A 17,126-nucleotide genomic window follows, 5' to 3' on the forward strand; every position below is an offset into this window, starting at 1 on the left:
CCGTTCGGAGTCACCCGTTCTCACTCGGCCCGCGCCGTGCGGGCGCGGGCCGTTGCCGTGCTGTTAGAGGACGCCCGCGCCGGCGAGCTCCGTGACGCCCGCGACCGTGTCCGCAACACCTTCGGAGGTGGTGTTGCCGACCAGGCCGCCGACGACCGGGAGACCGCCCGTGGTGCCGCTCACCGCGTCGAGACCGGGAACCGCGGGAAGCTGCTCCTGGTTCATGTCCACGTTGGAGGCCTCGTTGGTCGAGAGCTCCTTGTGGCTGTCGTGGTGGTCGTGGCCGCCGGGGACCTCCGCGTCGGAGCCGCCCTCGCACGAGGCGCTGGCGTGCCCGAGGATCGCGATGGCGTTGCCGCACACGTTGACCGGGGCCTGGATCGGCGCGAAGATCTGGTTGCCGTTGCCGAGGCCCACGTTGTCCTGGGTGGTCAGGTCGCCCGCGCCGGAGTAGTCGGCGTCGGCGCCGCCCTCGCACCCGGCGCTCGACGCACCGCCGACGGCGATGGCGTTGCCGCAGGCGTTGATCGGGGCCTGGATCGGCGCGAGCAGCTGGTTGCCGGACAGCGCGCCGTAGTTGAACTGGGTGACGGTGTCGGACTCGGCCTTGCCCGATTCGGCGTGGCCGGATTCGACGTCGGCGTGCGAGCCGCCGGTGGACCAGCCGTCCGCGACGCCGCCGACGGCGGCGGCGATGCCGCTGATGTCGGTCGGGGCCTGCACGGGGGCGAACGCCTGGTTGCCGTTGCCGAGGCCGGTGTTGTTCTGCGTGGTCAGGTCGCCCGCGCCGTCGTAGTCGGCGTCGGCGCCGCCCTCGCAGCCGGCGGAGGCGGTGCCGAGGACGGCCGCGGCCACGCCGCAGATGTTGACGGGCGCCTGGATCGGCGCGACGACCTGGTTGCCCGACACGGCGCCGACCTGGTCTTGCGTGGTGACGTCAGGGCCGTAGGCCTGGGCGGTGCCGGCACCCGCGACGAGGGCGACCCCCGTAGCGACGAGGCTGGCCTGCGCGGTCTTGCGTGCCCATGAGTTATTCACGAAGTCTCACCTTTCAGGGAAATGGTTCTTGCTGTTCCATCACGTATCCCCCGTGAAGCTCCGTGGTTCCGAAAGCGTGCTCCCGCCCTGCAGGCTGGGTCCTGCGGGTCGGACGGGCGCTTTGAAACCGGGAGAGTTGTCGGTCTTGCTGTCGTGCTGTTTCCTTGCTCGGCCGGTGGGGCCGGCCTGGACGGACGGCGCGATCGGGAGCCGCGGCGGTGCACCGCCGCGGGATTCGCCGGGTCGTTCGCGTCCGGCCCCTGCCGGGCCCCATCGAACCGTGGTTTCCGCAGCGCGCCTGGCGGAAGCGCGCGCCGCGGGGTGTTGCAGCCTTAGAAGGGCAGCGGCACCGGAAGGCCGCCACCGAGGTCCGAGAGCAGGTCGCCGCCGGGCACCGCGCCGAGCGGCCCGGCGGGGGCTTCGACGCTGGTGTTCTGGTCGGCGTCGACGGACGTGTCCTGCCCCGCCTTGACCTTGTCGCCCTTCGCCTCCGGCATGTTGTTGGTTTCCGTGACCCCCAGGCCGACGGCGTCCACCTGCGCGATGGCGTCCGCGAGGAGGTCGCTGCCCGGAACGGCCTGCTCGAGGTCGCTCGCGAGCTGGTCCGGCTCGAGGATCGCGCCCGCGGTCGGGTGCCCGCCCGAAGCCTCCGCGACGGCCGCCTCCGGCACCAGGGAGCCCACACCGGGAACCGAGCTCACGGCGTCCAGGCCGGGGACCTTGTCGGTGACGCCGCCGGTCAAGCCCGTCACGGCGTCGGGAGAGACCGGGAGCCCCCCGAGGGCTTCCGGCGTCGCCATGACGAGGTCGCCGGTCGATTCCGGAGCCTCGGCGTCAGCGGCCTGGGCCGCCGTCCCGGCGAGCAGCAGAGCCCCCGTGGCGAGGCCTCCGATGAGGCCCGCCGTACGCACAGTGCGCATTTCCATCTGCTTTGTTGCCTTTCTTTGTACCGCGCGGCGCGTGGTCGACGGCTGGGGAAGCAGCGCGAATCGACCGCCGTGCGGTGCAAGATCGCTGAATTGTCAGTGGTCGGCAGCGGGTCGAAGCGGCGCGGCCGCCGCGGGGCGAACGCACCTGCCGACTGCGGACCTCAGCCGCGACCTTGCCGGCTGGATCGCCGGCGGGTCGAGGACCGCGCTCGCTGTCCATTGGGCCGGTGACACTGCGGCCCGGCCGCGGTGACGCGGCCACACTGACTAACTGGGGAGGCTCGGGTGCGGTTACGCCCAGACGCGAAGAAATTCGAAAACATTGCGCCGTTGCGGCATCAAAATACGTGGATGACTCATATGCCCGACTGGGCACGCGAAGCGGCCCTCCACCAAAGGTGAAGGGCCGCAACCCGAAAGCGTGAAAGTGACTACTGCACGCGGCGCAGGATCATCGTGTCCGAGTGGCCGGCGTTCCCGTTCTCGTCGCCGCCGCGCTTCTTGCGGATGAGCTTGATGACGCGCGCCACCACGAACCACAGGAACAGCGCGCCGATGACCGCGACCACGATCTTGCTGAGCAGCCCCGAGTACTCCTCGATCACCGGCTTGATCGTCGGCCCGAATTTGAAACCCAGCCCGATCCAGATCCCGTTCCAGATCACCGAGCCCACGAGCGTGTAGCCCGTGAACTTCCAGAACGGCATCTTCTCGATGCCCGCCGGCACCGAGATCGCGCTGCGCACCAGCGGCAGGCACCGCCCCGCCAGGACCGCGATGCCGCCCCACCGGGCGAACACCTTCTCCGAGCGCTCGAAGTCCTTGAGCTCCAGCAGCGGGAACTTCTCGAAGATCCACCGCGTGCGCTCGCGCCCGAACGCGTAGCCGACGTAGTAGAGGATGTACGCGCCCGCCATCGAACCCAGCGCGGCGAAGAACATCGCCAGCCAGAAGTTCATCTTGTTGTCGTAGGCGAGGTACCCGGCCACCGGCAGGATCAGCTCGGACGGAATGGGGGGGAACACGGACTCGATCGCGAGGGCCAGGCCCACGCCGACCTCGCCGAGTCTCTCGATGAGGCCGAGCACCCACTGGATCAGGTCGCCCTGCCCCTCGGCTTCGGGGATCTCAGTCGATGCGGCGGCCATCGCCAGGCCCTGGCTGAGGAAGTTGGTCACGCCGCCAGCGTAACCGGCTCACTTTCGCCCCCGCCTCGGTCGTCTGACCGAGATCGCCCCCGCCCCGGCGGCCAATCGGCGGACTGCCCGCAGCCAGGTGTCGCGAGGCGTGCGGAGCCGGGCCATACTTAGGGGTAATGCCGCGCCGCCTACGGCACGCACGCCGGTGGCGGGCCGTCCAGCGCACGCGGATCGCAGTTGAGGGGGGCGTCGATGAGCCGCACGGTCGGGCCGTACACCGATGTCACGACCGCGCGCGTCGAAGGCGCCTACGAGCTGTGCGAAGGCCGCGACGAGAACGGCCGGCCCGTGCAGATCCTCACCCTCGGCACCACCTCCTCCAAGGACCCCGCCCGCCGCGGCCTCCTCTCCGACACCGTCGCCTGGGCCTACGCCACCGCCGGGCCCGAGGACGCCCCCATCCTCGTGGCCGACCTCGAAGGCGAGCAGCCCTACGTCGTCGTCCTCCACGACGCGCGCCTGCGCGGCGCCGAACGCATCATGGACCGACTCCTCGCCCTCGGCCCCGCCACCGGCCCGCTCCCCGTGGGCCCCGCCGCCGCGGCCCAGCGCGCCGCCCACCAGATCGCCGCCGCCCAGCGCTCCGCCGCGCCCTCCTCCCCCGTCGGGGTCTCCGGCCCGCCCGCCTCCGCGAACTTCGCCGGGTCGCCGCCGATGTCGCCGCCCGTCGTCATGATCGCCCCGCCCAAGAAGCCCTCGCAGCTCAAGCCGATCCTGATCGGGATCGGCTCCGTCGTGGTCGCCCTCGCGCTCGTCATCGGCGTCTGGGCCGTCCTCTCCCGCCCCGACGACGAAGGGTCCGACGGCTCGGCCGAGCAGTCCACGACCGCCGCCGTCGACGGCGTCTCCCAGGCCCCCGCCGCCGAGCCCACCGAAGGGTCCGCCGGCAACGAAGTGCCCCAATGGGACCCCGAGGCCCCCGCCGAACGCGTCGGCGGCAGCGCCTTCGCCGACGACGCCGCCACCGCGACCTTCGCGGCCGCCAACTGGCCCTTCGCGTTCAAAGTCCCCGACGAGTTCGAATGCGCCGAGGACGGCGCCACCGCCGTCTGCACCGCCGACGACGGCGAGTCGACCATCACCGTCGGCTGGCTGCCCTGCGAAGGCGAATGCCCTCGGGCCGCCCGCAAGATGCTGCGCGAAGCCCTCCCCTACCAGCCCCTGGACGAGATGGCCGGGGACATCGCCTTCGCCGAGCGCGACCAGGTGTACGGGCGCTGGCGCGGCTCGCTGAGCGTCTTCGTCACCGACGCCGGCGGCACCTTCCAGGCGTGGGCCACCGCGGACATCGCCGCCGAGCGCGAGGAAGAGGGCTGGCACGTGTTCAACGACGTGCTCAGCCAGGCCCTCGCCAAAAGCGCCGAATAGGCTAGGTCAGGCGTCCGGGCGGCCGTCCCAGCGCTGCAGCGCCGACGCGATGTGCTCCGTCGACGTGGGCGCGGACTGCGTGGTCGCCGCGCCGAGGCCGTGCGCGGCCAGCACCTCGCCCCACGACTCGCCCTTGTAGGAGCGCAGCAGGTTCTGCGCCGCCTCGCGCTCGTCCTCGCTCAGGTCGGCGCGCGCCAGCATCGGGTACTCGAACTGGCCGACCTGCGCCGCGCCCGTAGGCGCCTGCAGATCGGGGTTCCCGGCGGCGGCGACCTCGGGCGCCGACATGACGGGCGTGCCGTCCCCGCCTTCGACGGTGTGCTCGTCGACCCCGAACATCATGATCCACATGAGACTCGCGGCGTGCCCGCGCGGGTCCTGGAGCGCGACGTCGGCCTCGTCGGGGAGGACGCCGTCGGCGCTCTCGCCCGCGGGCAGCGCCAGGCCGACCGGGGCGCTCGCGGTCGACTCCTGGAGGACGTTCCACTGGTCGGCGATGCCGGCGTCGGGGAGATTGCGCCACAGGGCGGTCTCGGGGACCCACACGTCGGCGCCGGTCTCGCCGAGGGCGTTGCCGCTGACGGCTTCGACGGTGATGTCGGCGCACACGTCGGAGCCCCGCGAGGGGGCGCCGCCGCCGGCGGCGACGAAGTCCTGGAGGGCCGCGGCCATCTCGGGGGCGGCGGCGACGTGCAGCTCCACCTCCGTCCCGCAGGACTGGACGTGGGCGATGGCGGCGTTGAGGGTGACCGCGGTGACCGGGGCGAAGACGGCGAGCAGCGCGAGCCCGCCGAGGAGGCGGCGGCCCTCCTTGGAGAGGCGGCCGCGTCTGCGATGCACACCGGTCATGTGACGAGTGTATGACCTGGCGCAAACCCCGTCGAGATCGCGTTTTTCAGTTATCCGATGCGGACTGCGCGCTGTCGCGCGCCAGTCGCGCAGGCGCGCAGCGCAGTACCGGCCGGAGCCGGAGCGCGCAGGGCCGACCCGACCGCCGGCGGTCGGTGCCGGCGGCGGGCCGGCCGTGCGCGTCAGTCTTCGCTGCGTTCCGGGTCCTTCAGCGGCGCCGGGGGCGACGCTTCGGCGGGGTCAGCAGGTCGGCGACGATCCGCATCGTCTCGGGGACGAGGCGGAAGTACGCCCACACACCGCGCTTGTCGCGCTCGACGACCCCGGCCTCGGCCAGGATCCGCAGGTGGTGGCTGACGGTCGGCTGGGAGAGCCCGAGGGGCTCGGTCAGCTCGGCCACGCAGGCCTCCTGCTCGGGAGCGGCCTGGATGAGGCTGATGAGCTGGAGACGGTTCGGATCGGCGAGTGCTTTGAGGACACCCGCGATGCGCTCGGCGTCGGATTTGGAAAGCGTTTCGCCGCTGACCGGCGAGACGGGCGTCTCGGCCTCGACGGTGACTCGCACCATGATCGTGTTCCTTCCGGATTGGTTCCAGTCGGTACCGGACTCGGCCGCACTGCCATTAATCCAGTTCCAACCCTGAATATGCCCTCGCGGTGTGGCCGGACGGTAACGACGACGCTTCCGGCTCGCAAAGGGTTTCGGTTCCTACGGATCTCGCTCGGGCCGCACCAAGTCCCTGACCGGATCCACCGCCGAGATTACGCCTGCCGTGCCAGCGGATCTACCGCTGACACAAGATCAGTTTGCAGGCCACAGCGACGGTTATTCAGTTAAACCCGCACTACCTGGAGTTATATCTAAATCTACCAATATTTAAGCGGTTGCCGCCTCGTGATTGAGAGCGGGTTCACGCGATTCTTTTGTATCGACGTCCCAATATATAGAACATCCTCATTCCGAGGGTAGCGCGAATCCGCCGCCGATGGGGCCGCTTGTGTTTCAAGCCCGTTACATGGACTTGAGAAAGCGCACATCTCTCACAAAGCGAAGGGCGGGGCCGATCGGCCCCGCCCCGCAGTCGCTCCGTCCTCCGCGCCGCTTCAGGGGCGCGGGCGGGCCGTCGAGGCGCGCTCGATGAGTTCGGCGTCGACCAGGAGCTCCTCGGGGTACTCGTCTTCTTCCACCAAGGCCGCCTCCAGTGCCCGCACGCCCATGTCGTGCAGCGGCAGCGCCACGGTCGTCAGGGAGGGGGTGAGGTCGCGCACGATCGGGATGTCGTCGAACCCGGCGACCGAGACCTGGTCGGGGATGCTCACGCCGCCCTCGCGCAGGGCCGTGCACAGGCCCGTGGCCTGCACGTCGCTGGTCACGAACACGGCGGTGGGCAGCCGCTCGCCGTCGAGGAGCGAGCGCCCCGCCTGGTAGCCGCCGTCGCGGGAGAACTCGGCCGCGACGTGCACGACCTCGGCGTCCTCCGGCAGCGCCGAGAGGAAGCCCTCGCGGCGCTCGCGCACGACCTGGAGCTGCTCGGGCCCCGCCACCACGGCGAAACGGCGGTGGCCCAGCTGCGTCAAATACCCGGCGAGGGCGGCCGCGCCCTCGCGGTTCGCCGGACGCACCACGCGCCCGGGCAGTCCGGGCTGGCCGACACTGACCACGGTCGCGCCCAGTTCCAGCAGGTCCGACAGGTGCTCGGCGAGACGCTGCTCGGCGGCCTTGTCGGTGGTGCGCGAACCGGCGACGATCACCGCGCGCGGCCGGTAGCCGCGCAGCGAGTCGAGGTGCTGCACCTCCGAGTCGGGGTCGATGCCGGTGTCGGCGATGAGCACGCGCACGTTGCGCCGGGCCGCCTCGGCGAGGACGCCGCCGGCGATCTGCCCGAAATAAGGGTCGGTCACATCGTGCAGGAGCAGGGCCACGGTCTGGGAGGTCGCGCGCGCGAGAACCTGGGCGCCGACATTGGGGGCGTATCGCAACCGGCGTGCCGCCTCGCGCACCCGCTCGCTCAGCTGGTCGCTCACCCGGTGGGGGGAGCCGTTGAGCACGCGAGAGGCGGTGGCCACCGAGACACCGGCGGCTCGGGCGACATCGGCCAGTCGGGCCGGTTGTTTGCGTTCCATCCCGCTGAGGCTACCCATCTGCGGAAAGCGCTGCTCAAGCGGTCCTGAAACGGCGTTCCCTCCACACTCGCCAGACCACATACGTAACAGCCGCAACGCCGACGCCGACGGCCGCGACCTTGAGCGGATTCGGACCGGACATGGGCGGGCGCAGGGCCACGGGACGCCGGAACGTCAACTGCGGCCAGCTCTCCTCCAGCGCCAGGCGGCGCAGACCGCGGTCGGGGTTGACCGCGCGCGGGAAGCCGACGGTGCGCAGCATGGGCTCGTCGGTGATCGAGTCGGAGTAGGCGAACGACGCGTCGAGGTCGATCCCCCGCGCCGACGCGAACTCCTTGATCGCCTCGGCCTTAGCGGGCCCGGCCGCGTAGAAGTCGATCTCACCGGTGTACCGGCCGTCATCGCCGATGACCATGCGGGAGGCGATGACATCGGTAGCGCCGAGCATCCGGCCGATCGGAGCGACCATCTCCTCGCCCGAGGCGCTGACGAGCACCACGGCCCGGCCCGCGGACCGGTGCGCCTCGATGAGCGCGGCCGCCTCGGCGTAGACGGCGGGCGCGATGAGCTCCTCCAGCGTCTCGTCGACGATCGCGCGGACCTCCTCGGCGGGCCAGCCGCGCGAGAGCTCGGCGACGTAATCGCGGGTGCGCGCCATCTGGACCTCGTCGGCCGAGCCGCCGAGGCGGAAGAGGAGGTGCGAGTAGGCGACCTTGAGGACGTCGCGGCGGGCCAGGAGCCCGCCCCGGTAGAGCGGCCGCGAGAAGGCGAGGGTGCTGGCCTTGGCGATCACGGTCTTGTCGAGGTCGAAGAAGGCCGCGCCGAGGCGCGAGCGGTCCGGTGCCGCGACGGGTTCGAGCGAGAGTGCCGGTGAGCCGCTTGTCGGCTCCGCTGCGTTCATGCCGCAAGTCTAAACAGCCGGACAACCCCGTTTCGAGCGCTTGTCGCACAGTGGCACCGACGCCGCCCGGCGGCGGGCACCCCGCAAACGAGCAGGGGCCCCGGGGTCGGGCCCCCGGTTCGCAACGGTGCCCGAGGGGTACGACAATCCAGCGGCGGTGCGGGCCCCTTCGAGGCGATGATCACAGGCGACCGGGCCCGGGGGCGCGCGAACGGCGGTCCTGTCGGGCGGTGGCCGTACTCTGGCGCCATGTCGAAGAGCCAGCGAATCGCCTACGCGTGCGGCGCGTGCGGAGTCCGCGTCCCCAAGTGGGTCGGGCAGTGCCCCGACTGCGGCGAATGGGGATCGATGGAGGAGACCGCCGCCCCGCCCCGACAGAGCAGCAGCAGCGGCATCGGCCCCTCACTGCCCGCCGCGCGGCGACCCGCCAAGCCCGCCATGCGCATCGGCACCGTCTCCGCCGCCCAGGCCGCGAGCCTGCCCACCGGCATCGGCGAATTCGACCGCGTCATGGGCGGCGGCCTCGTCCCCGGCGGCGTCACCCTCATCTCCGGCGAACCCGGCGTCGGCAAGTCCACCCTCCTCCTCGAAGTCGCCCACCGCTTCGGCGAAGCCGGCTACGGCAAAGCCCTCGTCGCCACCGGCGAAGAGTCCGCCGCGCAGGTGCGCCGCCGCGCCGACCGCACCGGCTGCCTCTCCGAAGAGCTCTACCTCGCCGCCGAAACCGACCTCGGCGCCGTCCTCGGCCACGTCGAAGACGTCAAACCCGGCCTCCTCATCCTCGACTCCGTCCAGACCGTCATCGCCCCCGACACCGACGGCGTCCCCGGCGGCGTCACCCAGGTCAAGGCCGTCGCCAGCGCGATCACCGCAGAGGCCAAGTCGCGCAACATGGCCGTGATCCTCGTCGGCCACGTCACGAAGGACGGCGGCATCGCCGGGCCGCGCGCGCTCGAGCACCTGGTCGACACGGTCGTCCACTTCGAAGGCGACCGGCATTCGATGCTGCGGCTGCTGCGCGGAGTGAAGAACCGCTTCGGCCCGGCCGACGAGGTCGGGTGCTTCGAGATGGCCGAAAACGGCATCATCTCGCTCGCCGACCCTTCGGGGCTGTTCCTCGACGACGCGCCGACCGAGCCCACGCCGGGCACGTGCGTGACCGTGACGATGGAGGGCCGCCGGGCGGTGCCGGTGGAAGTGCAGGCGCTGCTGGGGAAGTCGGTGAAGGACGGGGCGGTCCCACGGCACACGGTGTCGGGGCTCGATCAGGCCCGGTTGAACATGGTGCTGGCGGTGCTGACCCGCCGCGGCGGGATGCGGCTGCTGGACAGGGAGGTGTACGCGACGACGATCGGCGGCATCAGGGTGCGCGAGCCGGCGTCGGACCTGGCGCTGGCGCTGGCGCTGGTGAGCGCGGACCAGGAGATCGCGGTGAGCGCGGACCTGGTGGCGATCGGCGAGGTGAGTCTGACGGGGCAGGTGCGGCGGACGGTGAACGCCGACCGGCGGATCAGCGAGGCGGCGCGGCTGGGGTTCAAGACGGCGATCGTGCCGAAGGGCTCCGTGGCGGAGCGGCACCGGGGCATCGAGGTCGTGGAGGTGGAGACGATCATCGACGCCAAGCAGGCGGCGGCGCGGACGTGGGCGAGGCGCGGTTGACGGTCGGGCCGGACGGAAGCCGTTGGCGCAGTGAGTAATGCGGTCGCTTGGATGCCGGTGGCGCGGTGAGTGGCGCAGTTGGGCGGCTGCGGACGGCGCGGCTGGTGCTGCGGCCGTGGACGATGCCGGAGGCGAACGCGGTCCTCGCGGGTCGGCGACTGAGCGGCTGGTCCGCGGACTTCCCTGATGCGGACAGTGCCGAACAGGCGGCATGGGCGCTGGAGGCGCTGCCTGATCCGTTCGGGTTCCGGCTCGTGGTGGAGCGGTCGTCGAAGCTGGTGGTGGGTTCGGTCGGTCTGGAGGGGCGGCCGTCCGAGGTTCAGGCGGAGCTGTTCTTCGCGCTGGTGCCGTCGCTGCGCGGCCGCGGGTACGCGACGGAGGCGGTGCGGGCGCTGACGGCCCATGCGTTCGAAGCGTCGGAGGTGGAGGCGGTATTCGCGCATGTCGAGCCGTCGAACCCCGCTTCTGTGCGGGTGCTGGAGAAGGCCGGTTTCGTGCCGGCCGGTCCGGTCACGGAGAAGGGGACGGTCCGCTACGCCGCGCCGCCGCCGAGCGTCTAGGGCCTGTCCTGTGCATGGTTGCGCCAGATCATGGCCGCGGCGATGACCAGGCTTGCGCGGTGGACGGCCGCCCGCTTCGCATTGCGAGTGGCGAGGTCCCGGCTTGTTCGGGTCGGGGGCGGGGCCGGGGCCGGCATGCTGAGAAAGGGGACGGTCCGCTACGCCGCGCCGCCGCCGAGCGTCTAGGGCCTGTCCTGTGCATCGTTGCGCCAGATCATGGCCGCGGCGATGACCAGGCTTGCGCGGTCGACGGCCGCCCGCTTCGCATTGCGAGTGGCGAGGTCCCGGCTTGTTCGGGCCGGGGGCGGGGCCGGGGCCGGCATGCTGAGAAATCGAGCCGGAGGCGATACAGGTCGCCGACCGCTCGCACCTGTGGCAGAACCGCTGCGGCGCCGTCGACCGTGCACCCTCACTGAGTGAGGGCGCTCGTCAGAGGGTGCCGTCTTCGATGGCGGGTCCGGAGACCGTCCCCGGGGCGTGGAGCAGGGCCAGCGCTTCGTCCTCCTTGAGGACCTTGGGCTCCGAAACGTCGAGGCCCCCTTCGGTGCGGATGCGGTCGATGCTGCGGCGCATCACCAGGGGCGTGAACATCACGCCCGCGAGGCCGACCGCCAGGACCGGGATCGAGGTGAGGCGCAGGATCGGCGTCCAGTCGCCGTCGAGGCCGATCGAGGGGAGGACGACCCAGCCGATGATCATCGCGGCCAGCCCGAGCACGCCCGTGAGGGTCACCGCCCGTGCCACGCGCTCGTAGCGCGCGGCGGACTCGTCGAGGGCGTCCTCGATGACCTGCAAGTCCGCAAGTGTCAGACGCCGTGTGGTGGCGTAGCGGAGGTACTTCAGGCCTTTCGGCGCCTCCCGCTGCGGGTTCGAGTGGTCCAGCGCCTTCGGATACGCCTTGATCGCCGTGCCGTCGGCGATGAGGTGCCATTGGTGGGTCCGGGGGCGCTGCCGTGTCATGTTCCCTGCCTCGCCGTCGATTCGTCGTGCATCGTCGACGAGTATGCCCTTCCGCCGCCAACGCGCCGCGGGGACCCGCGTGCGCGGGGGCGTGGCGGTGGGCTTCTCTACAGGCCGAGTCTGGCGAGTTCGTTGCGGGAGGCGACGCCGAGTTTGGGATAGGCCTTGTAGAGGTGGTATCCGGCGGTGCGGGGGCTCAAGTAGAGCTGCTCGCCGATCTCGCGGTTGCTGAGTCCGGCGGCGGCGAGGCGGACCACTTGCAGCTCTTGGGGTGTGAGCTTGTCGGCGAGGTCGGGGGCGGCTTCGATGGGGCCGGCGTCGCCGGCGGCGCGGAGTTCGCGGCGGACGCGTTCGCTCCAGGGTTCGGCGCCGAGGCGTTCGAAGACCGCCGCGGCTGCGCGAAGGCGGGTCTTGGCTTCGTTGACGCGGCGGGCGCGGCGGAGCCATTCGCCGAGGATGAGGTCGGTGCGCGCGGTTTCGAAGGGGGCGGCGTCGTCCGCTTTGTGGAGATCGGCGGCGCGTTCGTAGTGCGCGCCCGCTTCGTGGTCGGCGGCGAGGAGGCCGCGGCAGCGTTCGACCTGGGCGGCGAGGTGGGCCTGGCCGCTGGCCTCGGCCCACTCGGCGTACCACTGGAAGGCGGCGGCGACCCGGTCGGCGTCGCCGGCGCGCACGGCCGCTTCGACCGCGACCGGCACATACGCGAGCGCTTCGCCGGCGGCGCTGGATTCGAGGACGGTGGCGAGCCGGTCGAGGGCTTCCTCGTTGCGTCCCATGGAGAAGTCGAGCAGGGCGAGAGCGATGTCGACGGTGACGACCGTGTCTCCGGGCGAGTCGGCGAGGGCGGTGTCGACGAGTTCGCGGACGTGCTCCTCTTCGCCGCGGAGGGCGGCGATGGGGGCGAGGACGTAGGCGCGGGACTTGACGGGGCCGATCTTCTGGCCGAGTTCGATCGCGACGTCGATGGCGTTGCAGGCGAGCGCCTCCGCGTCCTTCCATCGTCCTTTGTGGAATTCAGTGAGGGCGTTGAGGGTGAGCGAGCGCGGCAGCGCCCCGGCCGCGCCGGTCTGGCGGGCGGTGCGGACGGTCTCGGAGGCGGTGCGCTCGGCGGCGGCGACGTCGCCGATGAGGGTCTGCCACCAGGCGACCATGGTGCGGTTCTCGGGCGAGACGCTGTCGCCGAAGCTCTCGTGGATGCCGATGAGGTTGCGCAGGGCCGCAACGGCTTCGGTGACCGTGATGGCGCAGGAGCGGTTGAACCCGGCGGTGGCCTTGGCGAGGTCGCGCACCCACGGCGAGTGGTCGATGCCGAGGCGTTCGGCGTACTCGGCGGCGACTTCGGCGCGGGAGAAGTCCCCGGCCTGCCAGGCGAGTTCGACGGCGCGGAACAGCGGGTAGCCGGTGGAGGTGATGTCGGCGGCCACATAGTGGTCGGCGGCCTCCATGTAGAGCCGGTAGGACTCGCGGACGTCGTTGGCCCAGGCGGCGACGAGCGCGGCCATGAGGGTGGCGCGGGCGAGGACCGCGCGGTCGTCGCTGTAGCGCAGGATCTGCTCGTACAGGCTGCGGGCCTTGGGTCCGTTGCCGGCGGCGACGGCCGCTTCGGTGGCGTGCAGGAGTCGGCGGCCCCGCTCACGCGGGTCGGGCGTGAACAGGGCGGCGCGTTCGAAGATCGTGTACTCGACGCCGTGCCCGCCGCAGCCGGAGAGGCACGCGGCGGAGGCTTCGAGCGCGGCCGCGACGGTCTCGTCCGGGCCGGTCGCGGCGGCGGCGAGGTGCAGGGCGCGGCGGTGGTCGCCCGCGGGGAGCACTTCGGCGTAGACGCGGTGGGCCTCGATGCGGCGGAAGACCGGCGCGCTCTGGTAGGCGGCGGTGCGGATGAGCGGGTGCCCGAAGGTGAAGCGGTCGCCGTGGAAGCGGACGAGGTCGTCGGCTTCGGCGGGGGCGAGGTCGGTGAGCTGCGCGCCGAGCTTCTCGGCGACGTCGATGACGAGGCCGGTGTCGGCGGTCTCGTCGGCGGCGATGGCGAGCAGCAAGGTGCGGGTGGCCTCCGGAAGGCGGTCGATGCGGTCGCCGAAGACCTGCTTGAGGCGGCTCGTGGTCGAGCGCGCCCCCGTCCAGTCGGCGGCCAGGCGCGCGTCCGATTCGACGAGCGGCAGTTCGAGGAGCGCGAGCGGGTTGCCTTCGGCGGTGCGCAGCAGGTGGCTGCGCGACCCGTACTGGCGGCCGCCCAGCCGGTCGGTGAGGAGCGCGCCCGCCGCGTCGTCGTCGAGCGGGCCGAGGCGCAGCTCCTCGAGCCCGGGCGTGGGGAAGTCGGGGGCGTAGCCCTCGCGGACGGTGAAGATCATCAGGGCCGCTTCGGCCGCGAGGCGCTTGGCGATGAAGAGGAGGACGGCCGCGGAGTCGCGGTCGAGCCAGTGCGCGTCCTCGACGACGCACAGCACCGGCTGGTGCCCGGCGGCCTCGGTGAGGAGGCTCAACGCGGCCAGGCCGACCGTGAAGCGCAGGTCACCGGGCGGGGCGTCCTTGTCCGGCGCGGGGTCGAGCCCGAGGACGCGGGAGAGGACGCACGCGTGGTGCTCGGGGATGGCCTCGAGGTGCCCGGTGAGGGGCAGCAGGAGCGCCTGGAGGCCCGCGAAGGACCAGGCGTGCTCGGATTCGACGCCGGTGCAGCGCAGCGCGGTCACGCCCTCGGCGTGCTCGGCGACGGCTGCCACCAGGGTCGACTTGCCGATGCCGGCCTCGCCGCGCACGACCAGGGCCGAACCGCGGCCCTCCCGGGCGGCGGCCAGGCGTTCGGCGAGGGCGGCGGTCTCGGTGTCGCGTCCGTACAACAGCACGTCTGCAACGGTACCGGCGGCGCTGCGGCCCGGTAAGACCCCGGACCGGGTCCTAGGACGAAGGACCTAGGCCCGGTCCGACCGCACTGCGCCTAGTAGGGGCTCGGCATCGGGGTCGCGGCGCGGGCGTTCGCGAGTGCCCGCGACCACCAGTGCAGCTCGTCGAGGAGGGTCTTCGCGGTCGGCTCGCTCTCATCGAACTTCGTGAACTCGCCCCGGTCGTCGAAGTGCTGGTAGAACCGCGGGAACGAGATCGTGTTCCGCACGGTCATCGTGCGCAGCTCCGGGAAGATCTGCCGCAGGTGCTGCGCCGCGTTCTGCCCCCCGGAGAGCTTGCCGCCGTAGGTGACCATGGCGACGGGCTTGGCGGCCCACTCGTTCATGTAGTAGTCGATGGCGTGCTTGAGCGCCGCCGGGATCGAGAGGTTGTACTCCCCGGAGACGACGATGAACGCGTCCGCGCGGTGCAGCCGCTCCGAGAGGGCCGCGACCTCGTCGCTCGGGTCGTCCTGCGTCGACCACATGTCCCGTTCGGCCATGTGCTGCGGCAGGTCGGCGTCGAGCAGGTCGATCAGGTCCACGTCGAACGCGCCGTGCCGCTCGGCGACGCCCGCGATCCACTTCGCGGGGGCGGGTGCCCAGCGGCCCTCGCGGGTCGACCCGATGATGACGCCCAGGTTCAGCTTGTCGCTCATGATGATGTCCGCTCCTTCATCGCTCGTTGCTTGCGGTGACGAAGCTACGGACGGACCGACCGGCGCCACATCCGTCGACCGACTGGGCCGCGACCGGTGTGCCGAGGGCACGTCGCCAGTCGGCGACCGGTCGAGCTCCCCGCCGAGGTGACCGCATGGAATACGGTCGGATGGCAGATGCCCGCCCGGTCGCTCACTTCTTAGCGTTGCGGCCATGACTACTACGGCAACAGCGGCGGCCCCGGAGGCCGCGACCACCCGATGGGGAGCGATCCTCGCCGTCGGCTTCGCACAGCTCGTCGTCGCCGGCGGCATGTCCACCCTCGCGGTGGCGCTCCCGGCGATCCGCACCGACTTCGCGGTCACCGAGGCCGCCACCGCCTGGGTGCTGCTCTCCTACGCCCTCCCGGTGGGCGCGGTGGCCATCGCCGCCGGACGCCTCGCCGACCGCGCCGACCTGCGCGCCGTCTCGGTGTTCTCCATGGCGGCCTTGGTCGTCGGCTCGGTCGCGGCGGCCCTCGCCCCCACGTTCGCGCTGCTGCTCGCCGCCCGCGCCTTCGCCGGCCTCCTCGGCGGGCTCCTGTTCGGCATGACCGGGCGCATCATCGTCACCTCGGCGGCCGCGTCGCAGCGCGGCCGCGCCATGTCGGCGATCGCGCTGATGATGACCGTGGGCGGCATGGGAATGGTCGGCGTCGGCGGGTTCCTCATCGCCGCGTTCGACTGGCGCGGCCTGTTCTGGGTGCTCGCGGCCATGTCCGCGATCGCCCTGGCCGCGCTGGCGGCGACGGTGCCCAGCAACGGGACGGGCCTGCCGCGCCCCGACCGGGCACTGCTGGTGGACACGGCGACCTCGGGCGGCGCGATCGCGGCGTTCCTCCTCGCCTTCGAGTACGTCGACACGGCCCCCTGGATCGCCGTGGGCGCGTTCGCGTCGAGCGTGGTGCTGGGCGCGGTGTGGGTGCGCCAGAAGTCCTCGGCGCCGACGGTGGCGCTGCTGCGGTCGCCGCAGATGGGCGGAGCGCTGCTGAGCCTGACGCTGATGTCGGGCGTGGGCGGGCTGCTGAACTTCAGCCTGCCGTTCCTGCTCACGGACGTGCAGGAGGTGCGGCCCGAGCTCGTGTCGACGGTGATGCTCACCTTCATCGGCGGCGTGGCGGTCATGACCCCGGTGTCGGGCTGGCTCGCCGACCGGTTCGGGGCCGGGCGGGTCTCGCTCGCCGGGGCGGGCCTCGTGGTCGTCGGCGTGGTGCCGCTGCTGCTCGTCGACGGCGACACGGGCCTATGGGACCTGGGGACGCGGATCGCCTTGCTGGGCTTGGCGTTCGGGGTGTTCAACAGCCCGATGAACACGCACCTGCTGGCGGCGGCTCCCGCCGAGCAGTCCGGCACGGCCGGCGCGTTCATGGCGACGACCCGCACGATCGGCACCTCGCTCGGCCCGGTCCTCGCGGCGCTCGCATGGGGTCTCGGCGCGACGGCCGTGGACGGCTACCGCCTCTCGGCCTGGACCGTCGCCGCCCTGCTCCTCCTCGGCGCGGCCCTGCAGGTGACGACGAAGCCGTGGCGGACCCCGGTCCCGGCGACGGCCTGAGGACGGGCGCTCCCTCTCGCCAGCGCAGCGCGGCACGCCTTCCCGGGCCTGCCGCGCCGCGGCTCGCCCGACCCAGCCGGACCGCCCCGGCCCGCAGGCGACGGTCTGAGGACGGCGCTCGCTCTCGGCAGCACGGCGCGGCACGCCTTCCCGGGCGAGCCGCGCCGCGGCTCGCCCGACCCAGCCGCACCGCCCCGGCCCGCAGGCGACGGTCTGAGGACGGGCGCTCCCTCTCGCCAGCGCAGCGCGGCACGCCTTCCCGAGCCTGCTGCGTCGCGGCTCGCCCCGGCCCGCGCCCTCGCCCGGCCGCGCGGCTCGTCCAGTCCAGTCCAGTCCAGTCCAGTCCAGTCCAGTCCAGTCCAGTCCAGTCCAGTCCAGTCCAGTCCAGTCCAGTCCAGTCCAGTCCAGTCCAG

The 17,126-nt window shown here is 72.1% G+C and carries 14 protein-coding genes; 4 read left to right on the plus strand and 10 right to left on the minus strand.

Annotated elements, in window-relative coordinates:
* Positions 1-63: 63 nt before the first annotated feature.
* The 3 genes from AB0K52_RS22800 to AB0K52_RS22810 all read right to left on the minus strand — a co-directional run bounded on the left by AB0K52_RS22800 (position 64) and on the right by AB0K52_RS22810 (position 3,145).
* Positions 64-1,038, minus strand: coding sequence for a chaplin family protein (locus tag AB0K52_RS22800; RefSeq protein WP_363535828.1), 975 nt, complete (start codon positions 1,036-1,038; stop codon positions 64-66).
* 332 nt (positions 1,039-1,370) lie between these two features.
* The gene (locus AB0K52_RS22805; protein ID WP_363535831.1) at positions 1,371-1,958 is read right to left on the minus strand and encodes a hypothetical protein; all 588 of its coding nucleotides are present in this window, start codon (positions 1,956-1,958) and stop codon (positions 1,371-1,373) included.
* 440 nt (positions 1,959-2,398) lie between these two features.
* Positions 2,399-3,145 carry a DedA family protein gene (locus tag AB0K52_RS22810; protein WP_363535834.1) on the minus strand — a complete coding sequence of 249 codons (747 nt, stop codon included), beginning with the start codon at positions 3,143-3,145 and terminating at the stop codon, positions 2,399-2,401.
* 213 nt (positions 3,146-3,358) lie between these two features.
* Here AB0K52_RS22810 and AB0K52_RS22815 point away from each other — a divergent pair, with 213 nt between their 5' ends.
* The gene (locus tag AB0K52_RS22815; protein ID WP_363535837.1) at positions 3,359-4,534 is read left to right on the plus strand and encodes a hypothetical protein; all 1,176 of its coding nucleotides are present in this window, start codon (positions 3,359-3,361) and stop codon (positions 4,532-4,534) included.
* Positions 4,535-4,540: 6 nt separating this feature from the next.
* On the opposite strand, the gene AB0K52_RS22820 is transcribed toward AB0K52_RS22815, so the two are convergent.
* The 4 genes from AB0K52_RS22820 to AB0K52_RS22835 all read right to left on the minus strand — a co-directional run bounded on the left by AB0K52_RS22820 (position 4,541) and on the right by AB0K52_RS22835 (position 8,408).
* Positions 4,541-5,383 (minus strand): hypothetical protein, encoded by an 843-nt coding sequence (locus AB0K52_RS22820; RefSeq protein WP_363535840.1) that lies wholly within the window; start codon positions 5,381-5,383, stop codon positions 4,541-4,543.
* Between the two features lie 208 nt (positions 5,384-5,591).
* Positions 5,592-5,951, minus strand: coding sequence for a metalloregulator ArsR/SmtB family transcription factor (locus AB0K52_RS22825; protein ID WP_208497819.1), 360 nt, complete (start codon positions 5,949-5,951; stop codon positions 5,592-5,594).
* 536 nt (positions 5,952-6,487) lie between these two features.
* The gene (locus tag AB0K52_RS22830; protein ID WP_363535843.1) at positions 6,488-7,507 is read right to left on the minus strand and encodes a LacI family DNA-binding transcriptional regulator; all 1,020 of its coding nucleotides are present in this window, start codon (positions 7,505-7,507) and stop codon (positions 6,488-6,490) included.
* A gap of 34 nt (positions 7,508-7,541) precedes the next feature.
* A complete protein-coding gene (locus AB0K52_RS22835) occupies positions 7,542-8,408 on the minus strand; it encodes an HAD-IB family hydrolase (RefSeq protein ID WP_363535846.1) in 867 nt (288 codons plus the stop codon).
* Between the two features lie 249 nt (positions 8,409-8,657).
* Between AB0K52_RS22835 and radA the strand changes: the two genes are divergently transcribed.
* Positions 8,658-10,067 (plus strand): DNA repair protein RadA, encoded by a 1,410-nt coding sequence (gene radA, locus AB0K52_RS22840; protein WP_363535848.1) that lies wholly within the window; start codon positions 8,658-8,660, stop codon positions 10,065-10,067.
* Between the two features lie 47 nt (positions 10,068-10,114).
* Positions 10,115-10,627, plus strand: a complete 513-nt coding sequence (locus tag AB0K52_RS22845; protein WP_363535851.1) for a GNAT family N-acetyltransferase — start codon at positions 10,115-10,117, stop codon at positions 10,625-10,627.
* Positions 10,628-11,056: 429 nt separating this feature from the next.
* Here the strand turns inward: AB0K52_RS22845 and AB0K52_RS22850 are convergent, their stop codons facing one another.
* From AB0K52_RS22850 to AB0K52_RS22860, 3 genes are all read right to left on the minus strand, one after another.
* Positions 11,057-11,587 (minus strand): hypothetical protein, encoded by a 531-nt coding sequence (locus AB0K52_RS22850; protein ID WP_363535854.1) that lies wholly within the window; start codon positions 11,585-11,587, stop codon positions 11,057-11,059.
* A 107-nt stretch (positions 11,588-11,694) separates the two neighbouring features.
* Positions 11,695-14,424, minus strand: a complete 2,730-nt coding sequence (locus AB0K52_RS22855; RefSeq protein ID WP_363535857.1) for an AAA family ATPase — start codon at positions 14,422-14,424, stop codon at positions 11,695-11,697.
* Between the two features lie 92 nt (positions 14,425-14,516).
* Positions 14,517-15,119, minus strand: a complete 603-nt coding sequence (locus tag AB0K52_RS22860; RefSeq protein ID WP_363535860.1) for an NAD(P)H-dependent oxidoreductase — start codon at positions 15,117-15,119, stop codon at positions 14,517-14,519.
* Positions 15,120-15,333: 214 nt separating this feature from the next.
* Here AB0K52_RS22860 and AB0K52_RS22865 point away from each other — a divergent pair, with 214 nt between their 5' ends.
* Positions 15,334-16,713 (plus strand): MFS transporter, encoded by a 1,380-nt coding sequence (locus AB0K52_RS22865; protein WP_363535863.1) that lies wholly within the window; start codon positions 15,334-15,336, stop codon positions 16,711-16,713.
* Positions 16,714-17,126 lie beyond the last annotated feature (413 nt).

Origin of the sequence: Glycomyces sp. NPDC049804 (assembly GCF_040674615.1) — a bacterium.
Classification (GTDB): Bacteria; Actinomycetota; Actinomycetes; order Mycobacteriales; family Micromonosporaceae; genus Glycomyces; species Glycomyces niveus.

Coding starts and splice junctions, on each gene's coding strand:
- AB0K52_RS22805 (WP_363535831.1), bottom strand. CDS start 1,958: ATGCGCACTGTGCGTACGGCGGGCCTCATCGGAGGCCTCGCCACGGGG.
- AB0K52_RS22815 (WP_363535837.1), top strand. CDS start 3,359: ATGAGCCGCACGGTCGGGCCGTACACCGATGTCACGACCGCGCGCGTC.
- AB0K52_RS22820 (WP_363535840.1), bottom strand. CDS start 5,383: ATGACCGGTGTGCATCGCAGACGCGGCCGCCTCTCCAAGGAGGGCCGC.
- AB0K52_RS22825 (WP_208497819.1), bottom strand. CDS start 5,951: ATGGTGCGAGTCACCGTCGAGGCCGAGACGCCCGTCTCGCCGGTCAGC.
- AB0K52_RS22830 (WP_363535843.1), bottom strand. CDS start 7,507: ATGGAACGCAAACAACCGGCCCGACTGGCCGATGTCGCCCGAGCCGCC.
- AB0K52_RS22835 (WP_363535846.1), bottom strand. CDS start 8,408: ATGAACGCAGCGGAGCCGACAAGCGGCTCACCGGCACTCTCGCTCGAA.
- radA (WP_363535848.1), top strand. CDS start 8,658: ATGTCGAAGAGCCAGCGAATCGCCTACGCGTGCGGCGCGTGCGGAGTC.
- AB0K52_RS22850 (WP_363535854.1), bottom strand. CDS start 11,587: ATGACACGGCAGCGCCCCCGGACCCACCAATGGCACCTCATCGCCGAC.
- AB0K52_RS22860 (WP_363535860.1), bottom strand. CDS start 15,119: ATGAGCGACAAGCTGAACCTGGGCGTCATCATCGGGTCGACCCGCGAG.
- AB0K52_RS22865 (WP_363535863.1), top strand. CDS start 15,334: ATGACTACTACGGCAACAGCGGCGGCCCCGGAGGCCGCGACCACCCGA.